Source organism: Nocardia sp. CA-135953 (assembly GCF_050955735.1).
Classification (GTDB): domain Bacteria; phylum Actinomycetota; class Actinomycetes; order Mycobacteriales; family Mycobacteriaceae; genus Nocardia.
Map to the genome: position 1 here is coordinate 2006810 of NZ_CP192082.1, position 14533 is coordinate 2021342.

The following is a 14533-nucleotide window of genomic DNA, read 5'->3' on the forward strand; positions in this document are numbered from 1 at the left end:
GTGTAAGCCGAATTTTGGTCGTCTGATCAGGGGTAATGCGCTCGGGCACATCAATAACATTTCGATAACGTAGCTTGCTTTGCTGATGCTGGCGTTGTCAGAGTGAACCACTGGGTTTGGTGTTACTAGTGGGAAGGGAGGGGTGCTCCGTCCCGGGGCACCGACACCGCACATGAAGCCAAGCATCATCAGCACCGGTATCTGCGGCGCCGTCACGGCCGCCGTGGTGGTGACACTGTCGGGGCTGGCCCCGGCCGCGATCGCCGATCCGGCAGCGCCGGATATGTCCACGAAACTCGCAGGCAAGACGATATTCCTGGACCCAGGTCATCAGGGTCCCAACCACGTCGAGAATTTGGCAACGCAAGTGAGCAACGGTCGCGGCGGCACCAAGGACTGCCAGACCACCGGCATGACCACGGTCAACGGCGTGCCGGAGCACACCATCAACTGGAAGGTCGCCGACCTGGTCCGGGCCGCCCTGCAGGATCTGGGCGCCAAGGTGGTACTCAGCCGTCAGGACGACTCCGGATGGGGCGGCTGCGTCGATGAACGCGCGCGGGCCGCCAATGCCTCCGGCGCCGATGTCGCGGTGAGCATCCACGCCGATGGTGCACCGGCGCAGGACCACGGCTTCCATCTGATCGTGCCGCAGCTGCCGATCCCGGATCCGAAGGCCGATCAGGTCCAGTCCGGACTCGGTCTCGCGGCGACGAAGGCGGTGCGCGACGCCTATCTCGAGGCCGGATTCCCGGCCGCGAATTATGCGGGCGCGCAAGACGGTCTGCAGACCCGCGCGGATGTGGCTGGTCCCGCACTGACCACGGTGCCCGATGTTTTCATCGAGATGGGCAATGGCGCCAATGTCGAGGACGCCGCACTGCTGGAGAGTCCGGAGGGTCAGGTCAAACACGCTCTGGCCATAACGACCGGCCTGGTGGGCTACTTGCTCGGCGCACCGCAGCAGGCGACGGCAGCGCAGGGGGCGGTTCCGGTGCAGACCGGGTCGACCGATCAGCCTGCCTCGGCTCCGCAGGCTCCCGCTGCACAGCAGGCTCCTGGTGGAGCGCAGGCTTCGGCTATCCCGCAGTCGCAGGCCGTTCCCGAACCCGCGGTGGCCCCGAATTCCACGGGGACGGTGCCGACCGCACCCGCATCATCGAATCCGCCGCAGGGGTACAGCCAGTCACCGGGCTACGCGCAGGTGCCGAGCTCACCCGATCCGCAGACACCGGGATCGGCGCGGTCGCCCAGTACTCCGCAAGCGGATTCACCACAGGGCTACGGGCTCTCGCCCAACACGCCACAGTCGCAGGGTTTCGGGCTATTGCCGAATAGCCCGCAGTCGCCCGGTTCTCAGTTGTTGCCGGGCCAGACCGTGCCGAGCACGACAGGTACCTTGCCAGCCTTGGTCGGCACGATCATGCAACTGATGCTCCCGCTGGCGAAGTCCCTCGGCATGGACAACACCGTGATCACCTCGGAGCTGATCAACTTCGCCTACACCTTGGCCAGCACCCTGCTCGGCCCGACCAAGTAACACGGCCGCCCGACTGTGGACATAACGCGAGTGGCCCGCATTCGTAACTACCGCGGAGCGAGTCTGACGAGCGATGTTCGCGGCCCGTCTCGCGTCCGAGTCGTCGAAGCGCATGCGCCGCAGGCGCGAGTCTCGGCGGCTCGGACGCGAGGCCGACCCGTCCCCGACCACCACTCCTCAACGAATCGCTCCGCGATGCTGATATTGGGGGCCGCGAACCCGCAGCGCCGCAGGCGCGCCAATAGACTCAGCCGGGTGGCTGAGCGGATTCCTGTTCTCATAGTCGCCGGGTTCCTCGGATCCGGGAAGACGACGCTGCTCAATCATCTGCTGCGCAATAACCGGGGCACCCGGATCGGGGTGGTGGTCAACGACTTCGGGGCCATCAATATCGATTCCATGCTGGTGGCCGGGCAGGTCGATGCGATGGTGTCGCTCGGCAACGGGTGCGTCTGCTGCGCGGTGGACGTGGGCGAACTCGACGACTTGTTCACCAAGCTCGCGCAGCCGCGTGCCAAGATCGACGTGATCGTGGTCGAGGCCAGTGGACTGGCCGAACCGCGCAATCTGATTCGGATGGTGGTGGGCAGCGAGAACCCGCGCATCCGCTATGGCGGTTTGGTCGAGGTGGTCGACGCCGAGCAGTTCCAGGAAAGTCGCGAGCGTCATCCCGAACTGGCCACCCATCTGCGCTTGGCGGATCTGGTGGTGCTCAACAAGGCCGATCGGGTGCCGCAGGATCGGCTGGACGGGGTGCGGCAGGAGATCACCGAGCTGATCGGGCAGGTGCCGGTGTACGCGACCACCCGTGGCCGCATCGATCCCGGCCTGCTCTTCGACGAGCCGCTACGGGAAATCCCGCGGGTCGCCGAACAATTGAGCTTCGACGAACTGCTCCACGACCACGACCACGACCACGACCACCATGACCATGCCGAGAACCGGCATCTACACGACGATTACACCAGCGTGTCCTTCACCAGCGACCGGGAATTGGATCCGCGCCGCCTGGTCGAATTCCTCGAGGATCCACCGCCCGGCCTGTTCCGCGCCAAGGGTTTCGCCGCCTTCGGGGTCGCCGCCGAACGCCGAAAGTTCGTGCTGCACATGGTCGGTCGTCATATCGTCTTCGAACCGGACTCCTGGTCGCGGGGTGAATCGCGCACGACCCGATTGGTGCTGATCGGTGCGGGTCTGCCCGCCGACGCGGCACTGGCGCGGCTGCATGATACCGTGCACACCGCCGCTGAACCGCTGGACCAGCAAGCCATGCTCGGCGTCTGGCGCTACATGCCGCACTGACGCCGGGAAAGTTGGCGCGTTCTGCTCGAAGCTGGCGCGTTCAGTACTTGGCGCGGCGATCGCGCGGACATAGAACTGAGACATTGCCCCGCCGCGCGCGGCATGTGCGCAACGGAGCGAACGTGGCGCTCGCGGTGTCGGTTCGACCCACGAACCGTGATCGACCGTATTTGTCTCTACGACCGATTGGAGAGTTCTGTGTCAGAGACCTGGGAGAGTGCCACCGCGTACGTGGTCGCCGCATTGGAGGCGAAGGGCACCGCGACGCGTGACGATTTCGACGTGCCCGCCATCGTCGCCGCATCCCGAGATATTGTCGACAGCTGGGATTTTCGCACTATCGAGGATGCGACCTTCTGGCGCATCGCGGCGGCCTTCCTGAAGGTCTGACCGCCCGGCGTGACGGTAGCGGATACGGCGCGTGGGGATGCGGCGGATCAGGCCGGTAGTTCCGATCGGTACATGAGCTGGGTCATGGATCGACGACGGGCCGCCCGCCGCATCGAACCCACATCCGAATATCCGAGTAGTTCGGCTTGGCGTGTTCGGCTCAGCACCGCGCCTTCGACGCTCGCCTGCGCGAGCCGGGCATTGCGCGCCCGCTCCAATTCCATCCGCCAAGTGGTGCCCGCCTCCATCAGCCGCCGCTGTAGCGTCCGCGGGCTGGTGGCGAGTCGGCGGGCCACCCGATCCAGCGAAACCGCACCGTCCGCCATTGCCTCGGCCAGCGCGGCCGCTACTCGATCCGGCCATGCTGTCGCCAGCGGCGGCGGTGGCGGCAGGGCGTCGGCGAGCGGCTGCAGCACGGCTGCCAGGACGGGATCGCTGGTGGTCAGTGGCACATTCATATCGTCGGCGCGGAAGGTCATCGCATCGACCGGTGCGCCGAACTCGATTGCGGGGGTGCCGAATACCTCGACAAAGGTGTCGATCTTGGCAGGTGCCTGCTGCCGCAATGCCACCCGCAACGGGACGAGCGGGATCCGGACCACACGCCGTGCCCTGCTGAGCACCGCCGCCAGGCCCCACACCTGAGTGAGATCGCGGCCGCGGCCCTCCCCATCGATCATGTCGAGGTAGAGCGTGACCTCGTGCTCGTTCTCGGCGACCAGTTCGAACCGATGATTGGTGGTCACCGCGCAGACGTAGGGACCGCAGGTCGCCAGTCCCGCGCCGAGTGTCGGCGCGGTGGCGAACAGGTAGTCGTAGAGGCCGAAACTGTTGAGTTTGTAGCGGCTGGCCACATGCAACGCGACATTCGGATCGCCGAGCCCGTGTTCGCCGAGCTCCCAGAGTCGCGAAAAGGTGTGGCTCGGCAGGTGTACGTCCTCGCCGACCATGGTCCATTCGGGAAGGCCGGTCTCTCGGATCAGTCGATCCCGATCCAGCCCCGCATCCGTGAGCTGCGAGATGACGAATCTGTGCAGCAGCACCTGGTCGGTTCCCAATGCGCCCCTCCTACCGCGGATCGACATCCTCGTGCGGGAGAACGCTATCCCGCGCCTATTGAATCGTCACCGAATTCGCGTCACAGTGTTGTCTCGGGTAACAACATCAGGCGCTCACATCGCCGTTATGCACAGGCAATGGGCCTTTACCCGCAGGCGTTCACCCATTCCGAGAGTCCGTCGGCGAAGAGCTGGCGTTTCCAGATCGGCACCTCGTGTTTGATCCGATCCACCAATTCCGCACAGGTGGCGAACGCTTCGGTGCGGTGCGGTGCGGCGACCGCGACGACGATCGCGAGATCGCCGACGGTCAACTGACCGATTCGGTGGACGGCCGCGACCGGAAGTCCGGAGCGCTCGGCGAGTTCCGCACAGCAATTTCGCAGGAACCGTTCTGCTTCCGGATGCGCCGAATATTCCAGAGCGGAAACCGCCTGTCCGCCATCGTGATTGCGCACCTTGCCGGTGAAAACCACTACGGCGCCATGCTCCGGTCCGGTCACCGCCGCCTCGACCACCGCCGGATCCAGTGGCTGATCGCTGATACCGGCCAGGCGTACGGCTGCGAATTCACTTGTTGTCATGGTTGCCGCCTCCGGCTACTTGCGCGAGCAGATGATCCAGCAGCGGCTCGAGCACTGCCATACCGTCTTTGACACCACCGGGAGAGCCGGGCAGATTCACCACCACCGATCGGCCAGCCTGTCCGGCCACGCCGCGACTGAGCGCGGCCAGTGGGAATTTCGCGGTGCCGCGTTGCCGAATCGCCTCTGCGACACCGGGTAATTCGCGATCAAGGACGGCCAGCGTCGCCTCGGGTGTCGCATCGGTGGGGGAGGCGCCGGTGCCGCCGGTGCTGATCACCAGCGACGGCTCGAACCGCAGGGCATCGGCCAGGCCGATGTCGATTTCGGCGTCGGCGTAGATCAGCGGGCCACGCACCGAGAAGCCGAGTCCGCCAAGCCATTGCGCGAGTACGGGACCGGTGGTGTCCGCTCTGGTGCCGATCGCGGCTCCGGTGGAGGCGACCAGGACGACGGCGGTGCGCTGGCCGGAATCCGAGAGCTCTTCCGGTGCAATGTCTTCGGTGGGCTCTGGTTCGTCGGCGAGTGTGGGGATGTCCACGGGTGCCTGCTCTGCGGGCCGCTCCCAATGTCCGTGTTTGCCGCCCTCTTTGGTGAGCAGCCGGATGCCGTTGAGCGTCGCCGCTGGGTCGACCGCCTTGACCATATCGTGCAGGGTGAGCCCGGCCACCGCCACCGCGGTCAGCGCTTCCATCTCGACGCCGGTGGGGCCCTTGGTTTTCGCGCTCGCCTCGATCGTGATGCTGTCCTCGGTGAAGCCGAATTCGACCTTCACCGAGGACAAGGCCAGCTGATGGCACAGCGGAATGAGTTCGGAGGTTTTCTTCGCACCCGTGATACCGGCGATTCGCGCGGTCGAGAGCACATCGGCCTTCGGCATGTCGTCGGCCCGCACCAGCGCGACCACTTCGGCGGTGGTGCGCAGCTCACCGGCCGCGACCGCGATCCGAGTGGTGTCGGACTTCGCGCTCACATCGACCATGCGGGCGCGACCTTCTCGGTCGACATGGGACAACTCACTCATAGCGACCACACTCGCACAGGTGCGCCGACCGGCAGCGAGGTGACCTCGGCGGGCACATCGATCAATACATCCGCCCAGGCCATGCCGACGATGAGATGCGAACCGGGCCCGGAGGCAACCTCGACGGCCGTCGGCCTGCGATGCAATCCCGGCGCCGCGGCATCGTCGCGCACCAGTCGACCGCGCAGGAATTGGCGTCGTCCCTCGGGGGAGCGCACCGGATTGCGCAGCGGCATTTCGTAGATCTCCACCTCGGGCAGACCCGCGATATGGCGCAGCATCGGCCGCGCGAAGACCTCGAACGACACCATGGTGCTCACCGGATTCCCGGGAAAGCTCAGCACCGGAACACCGTTGACGACGGTAAGCCCTTGCGGCCCACCGGGTTGCACCGCGACCGAGCCGAATTCACCGCCCAACGGTTGCAGTACGTCCTTGACCACCTCGAAGTCGCCCTTGGACACCCCGCCGGAGGTGAAGACGATATCTGCGGATTTAGTTGCGGCGGAAAGCAATACGCGAAATCTTGCCGGATCGTCGGTGCTGTGCTCCACCGACACGACGCTGACGTCGTTGGCGCTGAGCGCGGCCGCGAGCGCGATACCGTTGGAGTTGTAGATCTGGCCGGGGCGCAACGGTGTTCCGGCGGCGACCAATTCGTCACCGGTGGTGATGACCGCGGCCCGAATCGGTTGGAATACCGGCACATTCGGCAGTCCGACCGCCGCCAGCGCGGCGATGTGGCGGGGTGCCAGCAGGGTACCCGCGCGGGCCAGCAGCTCACCGGTGCGCACATCGGTGCCTGGTTCGCGCACGAACTCACCCGCGGTGCGGCCCCGCTCGACGGTCACCGTCGCGTCATCGCTGTGCACATCCTCCACCGGCACCACACAATCGGCGCCGGGCGGAATCGGCGCACCGGTCATCACCTTCATCGCGCACCCCGCCGGAAGGGGGGTTTGTCCTGCCGCGCCTGCCGCGACCACACCGACCAGCGGCAGCGTCACCGGAGTGACCACCACCGATGCGGCACGCACCGCATAGCCGTCCATCGCCGAATTGCGGAACACCGGCAGGTCGACCGGCGCGTGGATATCGCCGGCCAGCTGTCGGCCCAGCGCCGCAGGCACCGCGACGGATTCGACCGCGCGGGCGGCCAGCGGGCGCAGCAGCGCCTCGATGGTGTCCCGGTAGGCGTCGACGGACCGGGCGGTGGCGGGCGGGCTGGGCCGGTGGCCACCGGAGGTGTCGGCACGCGAGGTCATACAGTCAGCCTAATCGCCCAGCGGTAGCGAGTTCTCTTGTCGTATCGCACGAACGCTCACCCCCTGAACTCGGAGTTTGTGAGCCCAGAATGGTGCGGTCCGCCCATGGGCATAGCGTGCGGACCGGTCATAATGGACTTGTGACGCTGGTCGAGATGGGGATTCCCGCCGTGCGGTCCAGGCTGCCCTCGCTCGACGGACGGCCGGACACGCCGTACCTGGTCGATCGATTCGGGCGTACCGCGCGCGATCTGCGCGTATCGATCACCGAGAAGTGTTCGCTGCGATGTACCTACTGCATGCCCGAAGAGGGCCTGCCCGCGATTCCGCAGGACGAACTGCTGACGGTCGAGGAGATTGTGCGACTCGTCACGCTCGCGGTACGCGAGTTGGGGGTGCGTGAGGTCAGGTTCACCGGCGGTGAGCCGCTGCTGCGCCGCGATCTCGAGCGGATCGTCGCGGGCTGTCATGAGCGGGTGCCCGGGGTTCCGCTGTCGATGACGACAAATGGCGTCGGACTCGCCCATCGGGCCCGCGGTCTCGCGGCCGCCGGGCTGAGCCGGGTGAATGTCTCGCTGGATACTGTGGATCGGCTCGGCTTCGCCCGTCTGACCCGTCGCGATCGGCTCGAATCGGTCTTCGCGGGCATCCGCGCGGCCAGGGATGCCGGACTGGCGCCGATGAAGATCAATGCCGTTCTGATGCGCGACACCCTCGCCGGTGCGCCGGATCTGCTGCGCTGGTGTCTGGACGAGGGCTGCGAACTGCGGTTCATCGAGGAGATGCCGCTGGACGCCGATCACGAATGGGCTCGCGCCAATATGGTGACCGCGGCCGAATTGCTCGACGTGCTCGGTACCCGGTTCACGCTGACCGAGGTCGGCCGGTCCGATCCCGCCGCCCCGGCGGAGAAATGGCTTGTCGACGGTGGTCCGGCCGCGGTCGGCATCATCGCGACGGTGACCCGCAAATTCTGCGACACCTGCGATCGGACCCGGCTCACCGCCGACGGCATGCTGCGATCGTGCTTGTTCAGCGATCAGGAATTCGATGTGCGCCAAGCACTGCGGTCGGGCGCGGGCGACGAGGAGATCGCGACCATCTGGCGTGGCGCCATGTGGAACAAATGGGCGGGACACGGGATCGATGCCGAGGATTTCGTCCCGCCGGAACGCACGATGGGAGCCATCGGTGGTTGAGATCCGCTACTTCGCCGCGATTGCCGACGTCGTCGGCAAGGACCGGGAAACCCTGGACTTTCCGGCCGACGCCACCGTCGCCGACCTGCGCACCACCCTCGCCGAGTGCTACGGTCCCGACCTCGACAAGATGCTCGCCGTCTGTGCCTACCTGGTCGGCGACGAACTCACCCGTGACCCGTCGGTCGCGCTGACTCCGCGCGTCGATGTCCTCCCACCCTTCGCAGGCGGCTGACGTGTGCGTGGGCGTGTAGGCGCTCGTCGACCGGGTTAGCATCTGCGCCAATGCAGTTCGCCGGATCGGATCAGGAGTCGATATGTCCCAGCCGTCGAATCAGGTACCTGCGCGGCATCCAGCGGTGGTGCGGTTCCACGAGGTGCGAGGCGAGAGTCTGCAACTGCGGGTGGCGGACTGGATCACGAAGTTCGCCGGGTCGATGCGGTTCGTCTACATCCACGCCATCGGTTTCGCGATCTGGATGATCTGGGCCGAACAGAGTCCATGGCCGACGCTGACCCTGGTCGTCTCCCTGGAGGCGATATTCCTGTCCACCTTCGTGATGATCGGCCAGAATCGGCAGGCCGAGTTCCAGCAGATGAAGGCCGATCACGACTTCAACGAGCAGGAGTTGGAGCTCAAGACCAATACCGAGCTGACCAGGGCCATCCACGAGATGACCAAGGAACTGCACCGCAGGCTGCTGGAGACCCCGGATCCGAAGTAGTCAGCGCCACCAGGTGTCGAGCGGCGTGACCGGGACGGTGCGCTTGTGGCGGGTGTTCAGGAAGATCGTCTCGAGCTTCCGGGCGACCTCCGGCGTGACGTCCTTGCCCTCCAGATAGTCATCGATCTCGCTGTAGCGCAGGCCGAGCGCCTCCTCGTCGGGCAGGGCCGGGCGGTCGTCCTCGAGATCAGCGGTCGGCACCTTGGACCAGATGCTCGCCGGCGCACCGAGTTCCTGCAGCAGCGCCGCGCCCTGGCGCTTGGTGAGGCCGGTCAGCGGGGTGATGTCGACGCCGCCGTCGCCGAATTTGGTGAAGAAGCCGGTGACCGCCTCGGCCGCGTGATCGGTGCCGACGACGAGCATATTTTCCTGACCGGCGATGGCGTACTGGGTGACCATGCGTTCACGGGCCTTGATATTGCCGCGCACGAAATCGCGCAGCTTGTCCACCCGCAACGCCGAGGCGACTTCGGCGGCAACGGCGTTGGCGCCGGGGCGGATATTGACCACCACCGAGCGGTCGGGCTGGATGAACCGCAGCGCGATTCGCGCATCGGCCTCGTCGGCCTGCACACCGTAGGGCAGTCGCACCGCGATGAAGGCGGCATCCGCGTCGTCGGCACGTAGTTCCTCGACTGCGAGCTGGCACAGTCGTCCGGTCAGCGCGCTGTCCTGACCACCGCTGATGCCGAGTACGAAACCTCGTGCGGGACTTGCGCTCAGATAGTCCTTGAGAAAATCGACTCGACGCCGAACCTCGAGCTTCGGTTCGATATTCGATTGGACGCCCAACTCGGCGATGATCTGTTCACGCAGGTTCCCCATGAGGCATCACTCTACTGGCCGCGCCGAGACGACCACCCGCCGAACGAACGCCTCCCAGTTGTCGCCGATCTGGCATCGGTCGTAACCGAGGACATGCATCTGATGCATCACCAGTGCGGCGCCGAGCAGGCCGAGCAGACCATCGGCGACCAGTACGACATCGCCGTCGACCCGCGCCTGCCGCAGCAGCATCGTCACGTGCGCGCGCAGCAGTCCGTAGGGCGGGCCGGTGAAGCGGTCGCCCGCCTCACCGATTTCCGCGGCGCGATGCAGTTCGCCCGCGACCGCGATATCGAGTAGCCGGGCCCGGCCGAAGGCGACCAGTCGCTCCACCGCCGGTGCGCCGGGCCCCATCGGCGGCGGTCCGAACATGAACTCTTCCTGGAACTTTCGCTCGGCGTGGTCCAAGAGCGCGCGCAGCAGCCCCGACCTGCTGCCGAACCGTCGGAAGACGGTGCCCTTGCCGACGCCTGCCCGCTTGGCGAGCGCGTCCATCGTCAGGCTGTCCACACCTTGTTCGCGCACGATCTCCTGTGCCGCGTCCAGGAGTAGCTGGCGGTTGCGCGCGGCATCGGCGCGTTCGTGATTTCCGGGCAGGGGCGCACCGATGCCGAGCAGCGGTCGCTCGGGCATCATTCCGTCCGGCATGGATGTGCTGTAGCTCACAGGCCTCTCGCGGTTCTCCCGGGAATGGATTCGGACCGTGGTCCGGTTAGTGTTGGCAAAAGAACGGACACCACATTCAGTACACCAGGAGAAAACATGAGCGCGACCCGGATTCTCACTCTTGTCGGCAGCCTTCGCGCCGCCTCGATCAATCGCAGGCTCGCCGAGGCCGCGGCGCAGACCGCGCCGGCGGGTGTGGAGCTCACCATCTACGACGGTCTCGCCGACATCCCGTTCTACAACGAGGATCTCGACGTGCCCGGCTCCGTACCCGCCGCGGCGCAGGCGCTGCGTGACGCGGTCGCCGCATCCGACGGTCTGCTCCTGGTGACGCCCGAATACAACGGCAGCATCCCCGCCGTACTGAAGAACGCCATCGACTGGGCTTCGCGCCCGTATGGTGCCGGCGCGCTCGTGGATCGGCCGGTCGCGGTGGTCAGCGGTTCGATCAGTCAGAATGCGGCCAAGTGGGCGCACGGCGATGTGGTCAAGGCGCTCGGTGTGGCGGGCGCCCGGGTAGTCGAGACCGCTCACCTGCACTTCGCCGGATTCGGCGAGCGGTTCGCCGCGTCGCATCCGCGCGAGGATGCCGAGACGCTGACGCAGCTCGGCGCGACCGTGCACGAACTGGTTCAGGCGACCGGTGAACTGGTGTCCGCCTGAGCGTCGAGTCATGCCGTCAGGGTCGCCCCCGGCTCCATTCGTGGAGTGCGGGGGCGACCTCTTTTCGTTCGCCGAAAGAAGTTTGCTGGAAGAGCGCTACGGTACGAAATTGTGATCTGCGCCACTGTTGTGTCGGGTTGCGAATCGAGCGGCCAGGTACTTACCGCGTGGGAATTTCATCTTTGTGACTCGCAACATATCGTGTTTTGTGACTCTGTCGGCCACTAGGTGTAGTGTCTTCGGTACTGGAAGAGGGATGAGATCAGATTCGGTCGCGAGCGGCTGAGCAGCGGTTTCAGCTACCGATCCAGGAGTTTGCGCAGCGTACGTCGGATCAAAGCACTGCATACGGATCACAGGCTGTGGATCAGGCATAGGAGAGAGGGACATCATTGACCATCACCGTGTACACCAAGCCCGCTTGCGTCCAGTGCAATGCCACCTACAAGGCGCTCGACAAGGCCGGGGTGGACTACGAAGTCGTCGACATCTCCGAGAACGACGAGGCGCGTGACTACGTCATGGCGCTGGGCTACCTGCAGGCTCCGGTCGTCGTCGCCGGTGCGGACCACTGGTCCGGCTTCCGGCCCGACCGCATCAAGTCGCTCGCGACCGTGGCGGCCTGATCGAATTCTGCTTTCCGGTGTATCCGATGGAAGGGGGACGAGGTAGCCATGTCCACAGCGACAGCGCTGGTCTACTTCTCCAGCGCCTCGGAGAATACGCACCGCTTCGTCGAGAAGCTGGGACTCCCGGCGACTCGCATACCACTGCACACCGCTGACTCGCTGCGCGTAGACGAACCATACGTGCTGATCGTCCCCACCTACGGGGGCGGTCGGCACGTACTGGGGGGAAATCGATCCGATAAGGATTTCGTGCCGCGGCAGGTCGCCAAGTTCCTCAACGATCCGCACAACCGTGCGCTGCTGCGCGGCGTCGTCGCGGCCGGCAACACGAACTTCGGCGATACCTATTGCTATGCGGGCGAGGTGATCTCGCGTAAGTGCGGGGTGCCCTACCTGTATCGCTTCGAACTCATGGGAACCGCTGAGGACGTCGAGCGCGTCCGAGAGGGATTGGGATTGTTTTGGCAACAACAACGACAGCACCGACCGGCAAAACGGCTCGCTTAGAGCAGCCACCGGTCCGTACCGCCGAGGCGGGCGAGGTCATGGACTACCACGCCCTCAACGCGATGCTGAACCTGTACGGCGCCGACGGCAAGATCCAGTTCGACAAGGACCGTGAGGCCGCGCACCAGTACTTCCTGCAGCACGTCAACCAGAACACCGTCTTCTTCCACAATCTGGACGAGAAGCTGGACTACCTGGTCGACGAGAACTATTACGAGGCAGAGGTTCTCGAGCAGTACAGCCGCGGGTTCATCAAGACGCTGTTCCAACAGGCCTACGCCAAGAAGTTCCGGTTCCCGACCTTCCTCGGCGCGTTCAAGTACTACACCTCCTACACGCTCAAGACCTTCGACGGCAAGCGCTACCTGGAGCGGTTCGAGGACCGGGTTTGCATGGTGGCGCTGACGCTGGCGGGCGGTGACGAGGTGCTCGCGAGCAAGCTGGTCGACGAGATCATCGACGGGCGCTTTCAGCCCGCCACCCCGACCTTCCTCAACTCGGGTAAGAAGCAGCGCGGCGAACCGGTGTCCTGCTTCCTGCTGCGCATCGAGGACAACATGGAGTCGATCGGGCGCTCCATCAACTCGGCGCTGCAGCTGTCCAAGCGCGGTGGCGGAGTTGCCCTGCTGCTCACCAATATTCGTGAGCACGGTGCGCCGATCAAGAAGATCGAGAACCAGAGCTCGGGTGTCATCCCGATCATGAAGCTGCTCGAGGATTCGTTCTCCTACGCCAACCAGCTCGGTGCGCGGCAGGGTGCGGGCGCGGTGTATCTGCACGCGCACCACCCGGACATCTACCGGTTCCTGGACACCAAGCGGGAGAACGCGGACGAGAAGATCCGCATCAAGACACTGTCCCTGGGGGTGGTGATCCCGGACATCACCTTCGAACTGGCGAAGAAGAACGAGGATATGTACCTCTTCTCGCCGTACGACGTGGAGCGCATCTACGGGGTGCCGTTCGCCGATATCAATGTCACCGAGAAGTACTACGAGATGGTCGACGACAAGCGCATCCGCAAGTCGAAGATCAAGGCGCGCGAGTTCTTCCAGACCATTGCCGAGCTGCAGTTCGAATCCGGCTACCCGTACATCATGTTCGAGGACACGGTGAACCGGGCCAATCCGATCGCGGGCAAGATCACGCACTCGAATCTGTGCTCGGAGATCCTGCAGGTGTCGACGCCGTCGCTGTTCAACGACGATCTTTCCTATGCCGAGGTGGGCAAGGACATTTCGTGCAATCTCGGCTCGTTGAACATCGCCAAGACGATGGATTCACCCGACTTCGCGCGCACCATCGAGGTGGCGATCCGGGCGCTGACCGCGGTGTCGGATCAGACGCATATCTATTCGGTGCCCTCGATCGAGCAGGGCAACAACGAATCCCACGCGATCGGCCTCGGCCAGATGAACCTGCACGGGTATCTGGCCCGCGAGCGGGTGCACTACGGGTCCGAAGAGGGTATCGACTTCACCAATATCTACTTCTATACCGTCGTGTACCACGCGATCCGGGCCTCGAACCTGATCGCGAAGGAGCGCGGCGCCTATTTCGGCGGCTTCCCCGAGTCCAAGTACGCCTCCGGTGAGTACTTCGACAAGTACACCGATCAGGTGTGGGAGCCGAAGACCGAACGGGTCGCGCAGCTGTTCGCCGATGCGGGCGTGCACATTCCGACCCAGGACGATTGGCGTGAGCTGAAGACCTCGGTCATGGAGCACGGCATCTACAACCAGAACCTGCAGGCCGTCCCGCCGACCGGTTCGATCTCCTACATCAACCACTCCACCAGCTCGATCCACCCGGTGGCGTCGAAGATCGAGATCCGCAAGGAAGGCAAGATCGGCCGCGTCTACTACCCGGCGCCCTACCTCGACAACGACAACCTCGAGTACTACGACGACGCCTACGAAATCGGCTACGAGAAGATCATCGACACCTACGCCGCCGCCACCCAGCACGTGGACCAGGGCCTGTCGCTGACCCTCTTCTTCAAGGACACCGCCACCACCCGCGACCTCAACCGCGCCCAGATCTACGCCTGGCGCAAGGGCATCAAAACCCTCTACTACATCCGCCTGCGCCAAATGGCTTTGGAGGGAACCGAAGTCGAGGGCTGCGTTTCCTGCATGCTGTAGTCGATGTCCGAA

Annotated in this window: 16 protein-coding genes; 10 read left to right on the forward strand and 6 right to left on the reverse strand. The window is 65.0% G+C overall.

The window, feature by feature from the left end; translation table 11 throughout:
• Positions 1–172 precede the first annotated feature (172 nt).
• From ACQPXH_RS09290 to ACQPXH_RS09300, 3 genes are all read left to right on the forward strand, one after another.
• Positions 173–1540 carry an N-acetylmuramoyl-L-alanine amidase gene (locus tag ACQPXH_RS09290; protein ID WP_433601909.1) on the forward strand — a complete coding sequence of 456 codons (1368 nt, stop codon included), beginning with the start codon at positions 173–175 and terminating at the stop codon, positions 1538–1540.
• 255 nt (positions 1541–1795) lie between these two features.
• Positions 1796–2842 carry a CobW family GTP-binding protein gene (locus ACQPXH_RS09295; protein ID WP_433601911.1) on the forward strand — a complete coding sequence of 349 codons (1047 nt, stop codon included), beginning with the start codon at positions 1796–1798 and terminating at the stop codon, positions 2840–2842.
• A 198-nt stretch (positions 2843–3040) separates the two neighbouring features.
• Positions 3041–3232, forward strand: coding sequence for a hypothetical protein (locus ACQPXH_RS09300; protein ID WP_433601913.1), 192 nt, complete (start codon positions 3041–3043; stop codon positions 3230–3232).
• A 47-nt stretch (positions 3233–3279) separates the two neighbouring features.
• Here the strand turns inward: ACQPXH_RS09300 and ACQPXH_RS09305 are convergent, their stop codons facing one another.
• From ACQPXH_RS09305 to ACQPXH_RS09320, 4 genes are all read right to left on the reverse strand, one after another.
• Positions 3280–4290 carry an AraC family transcriptional regulator ligand-binding domain-containing protein gene (locus ACQPXH_RS09305; protein WP_433601915.1) on the reverse strand — a complete coding sequence of 337 codons (1011 nt, stop codon included), beginning with the start codon at positions 4288–4290 and terminating at the stop codon, positions 3280–3282.
• Positions 4291–4436: 146 nt separating this feature from the next.
• Positions 4437–4874, reverse strand: a complete 438-nt coding sequence (locus ACQPXH_RS09310) for a molybdenum cofactor biosynthesis protein MoaE (RefSeq protein ID WP_433601916.1) — start codon at positions 4872–4874, stop codon at positions 4437–4439.
• Positions 4861–5898 carry a bifunctional molybdenum cofactor biosynthesis protein MoaC/MoaB gene (moaCB, locus tag ACQPXH_RS09315; protein ID WP_433601917.1) on the reverse strand — a complete coding sequence of 346 codons (1038 nt, stop codon included), beginning with the start codon at positions 5896–5898 and terminating at the stop codon, positions 4861–4863. Before moaCB ends, ACQPXH_RS09310 begins: the two co-directional genes overlap by 14 nt.
• A complete protein-coding gene (locus tag ACQPXH_RS09320) occupies positions 5895–7163 on the reverse strand; it encodes a molybdopterin molybdotransferase MoeA (RefSeq protein WP_433601918.1) in 1269 nt (422 codons plus the stop codon). The genes moaCB and ACQPXH_RS09320 overlap by 4 nt, the downstream gene beginning before the upstream one ends.
• A 140-nt stretch (positions 7164–7303) precedes the next feature.
• Between ACQPXH_RS09320 and moaA the strand changes: the two genes are divergently transcribed.
• From moaA to ACQPXH_RS09335, 3 genes are all read left to right on the forward strand, one after another.
• Positions 7304–8362 carry a GTP 3',8-cyclase MoaA gene (moaA, locus tag ACQPXH_RS09325; protein ID WP_433601919.1) on the forward strand — a complete coding sequence of 353 codons (1059 nt, stop codon included), beginning with the start codon at positions 7304–7306 and terminating at the stop codon, positions 8360–8362.
• Positions 8355–8597: a MoaD/ThiS family protein gene (locus ACQPXH_RS09330; protein WP_040693948.1), complete on the forward strand. Its 243-nt coding sequence runs from the start codon at positions 8355–8357 to the stop codon at positions 8595–8597. Before moaA ends, ACQPXH_RS09330 begins: the two co-directional genes overlap by 8 nt.
• Before the next feature lie 82 nt (positions 8598–8679).
• Complete coding sequence (locus ACQPXH_RS09335) at positions 8680–9087, forward strand: DUF1003 domain-containing protein (protein WP_433601920.1); 408 nt, start codon at positions 8680–8682, stop codon at positions 9085–9087.
• Here the strand turns inward: ACQPXH_RS09335 and nadE are convergent, their stop codons facing one another.
• Together nadE and ACQPXH_RS09345 are read right to left on the reverse strand one after the other, a co-directional pair.
• On the reverse strand, positions 9088–9912 hold the full coding sequence (gene nadE, locus ACQPXH_RS09340; protein WP_433601921.1) for an ammonia-dependent NAD(+) synthetase: 825 nt from the start codon (positions 9910–9912) through the stop codon (positions 9088–9090).
• 6 nt (positions 9913–9918) lie between these two features.
• Positions 9919–10545, reverse strand: coding sequence for a TetR/AcrR family transcriptional regulator (locus ACQPXH_RS09345; RefSeq protein WP_433603385.1), 627 nt, complete (start codon positions 10543–10545; stop codon positions 9919–9921).
• 129 nt (positions 10546–10674) lie between these two features.
• Between ACQPXH_RS09345 and ACQPXH_RS09350 the strand changes: the two genes are divergently transcribed.
• From ACQPXH_RS09350 to nrdE, 4 genes are all read left to right on the forward strand, one after another.
• Positions 10675–11241, forward strand: coding sequence for an NAD(P)H-dependent oxidoreductase (locus ACQPXH_RS09350; protein WP_433601922.1), 567 nt, complete (start codon positions 10675–10677; stop codon positions 11239–11241).
• Between the two features lie 392 nt (positions 11242–11633).
• Entirely contained in the window at positions 11634–11867 is a 234-nt protein-coding gene (gene nrdH / locus ACQPXH_RS09355; RefSeq protein WP_433601923.1) for a glutaredoxin-like protein NrdH, read from the forward strand.
• 48 nt (positions 11868–11915) lie between these two features.
• Entirely contained in the window at positions 11916–12377 is a 462-nt protein-coding gene (gene nrdI, locus ACQPXH_RS09360; protein ID WP_063046323.1) for a class Ib ribonucleoside-diphosphate reductase assembly flavoprotein NrdI, read from the forward strand.
• A gap of 38 nt (positions 12378–12415) precedes the next feature.
• Positions 12416–14521, forward strand: a complete 2106-nt coding sequence (gene nrdE, locus ACQPXH_RS09365; RefSeq protein WP_433601924.1) for a class 1b ribonucleoside-diphosphate reductase subunit alpha — start codon at positions 12416–12418, stop codon at positions 14519–14521.
• Positions 14522–14533 lie beyond the last annotated feature (12 nt).

What these genes read in the sequence shown, in the direction of transcription:
- ACQPXH_RS09290 (WP_433601909.1), top strand. Translation starts at nt 173, where the DNA reads ATGAAGCCAAGCATCATCAGCACCGGTATCTGCGGCGCCGTCACGGCC.
- ACQPXH_RS09310 (WP_433601916.1), bottom strand. Translation starts at nt 4,874, where the DNA reads ATGACAACAAGTGAATTCGCAGCCGTACGCCTGGCCGGTATCAGCGAT.
- moaCB (WP_433601917.1), bottom strand. Translation starts at nt 5,898, where the DNA reads ATGAGTGAGTTGTCCCATGTCGACCGAGAAGGTCGCGCCCGCATGGTC.
- ACQPXH_RS09320 (WP_433601918.1), bottom strand. Translation starts at nt 7,163, where the DNA reads ATGACCTCGCGTGCCGACACCTCCGGTGGCCACCGGCCCAGCCCGCCC.
- ACQPXH_RS09335 (WP_433601920.1), top strand. Translation starts at nt 8,680, where the DNA reads ATGTCCCAGCCGTCGAATCAGGTACCTGCGCGGCATCCAGCGGTGGTG.
- nadE (WP_433601921.1), bottom strand. Translation starts at nt 9,912, where the DNA reads ATGGGGAACCTGCGTGAACAGATCATCGCCGAGTTGGGCGTCCAATCG.
- ACQPXH_RS09345 (WP_433603385.1), bottom strand. Translation starts at nt 10,545, where the DNA reads ATGCCCGAGCGACCGCTGCTCGGCATCGGTGCGCCCCTGCCCGGAAAT.
- ACQPXH_RS09350 (WP_433601922.1), top strand. Translation starts at nt 10,675, where the DNA reads ATGAGCGCGACCCGGATTCTCACTCTTGTCGGCAGCCTTCGCGCCGCC.
- nrdI (WP_063046323.1), top strand. Translation starts at nt 11,916, where the DNA reads ATGTCCACAGCGACAGCGCTGGTCTACTTCTCCAGCGCCTCGGAGAAT.
- nrdE (WP_433601924.1), top strand. Translation starts at nt 12,416, where the DNA reads ATGGACTACCACGCCCTCAACGCGATGCTGAACCTGTACGGCGCCGAC.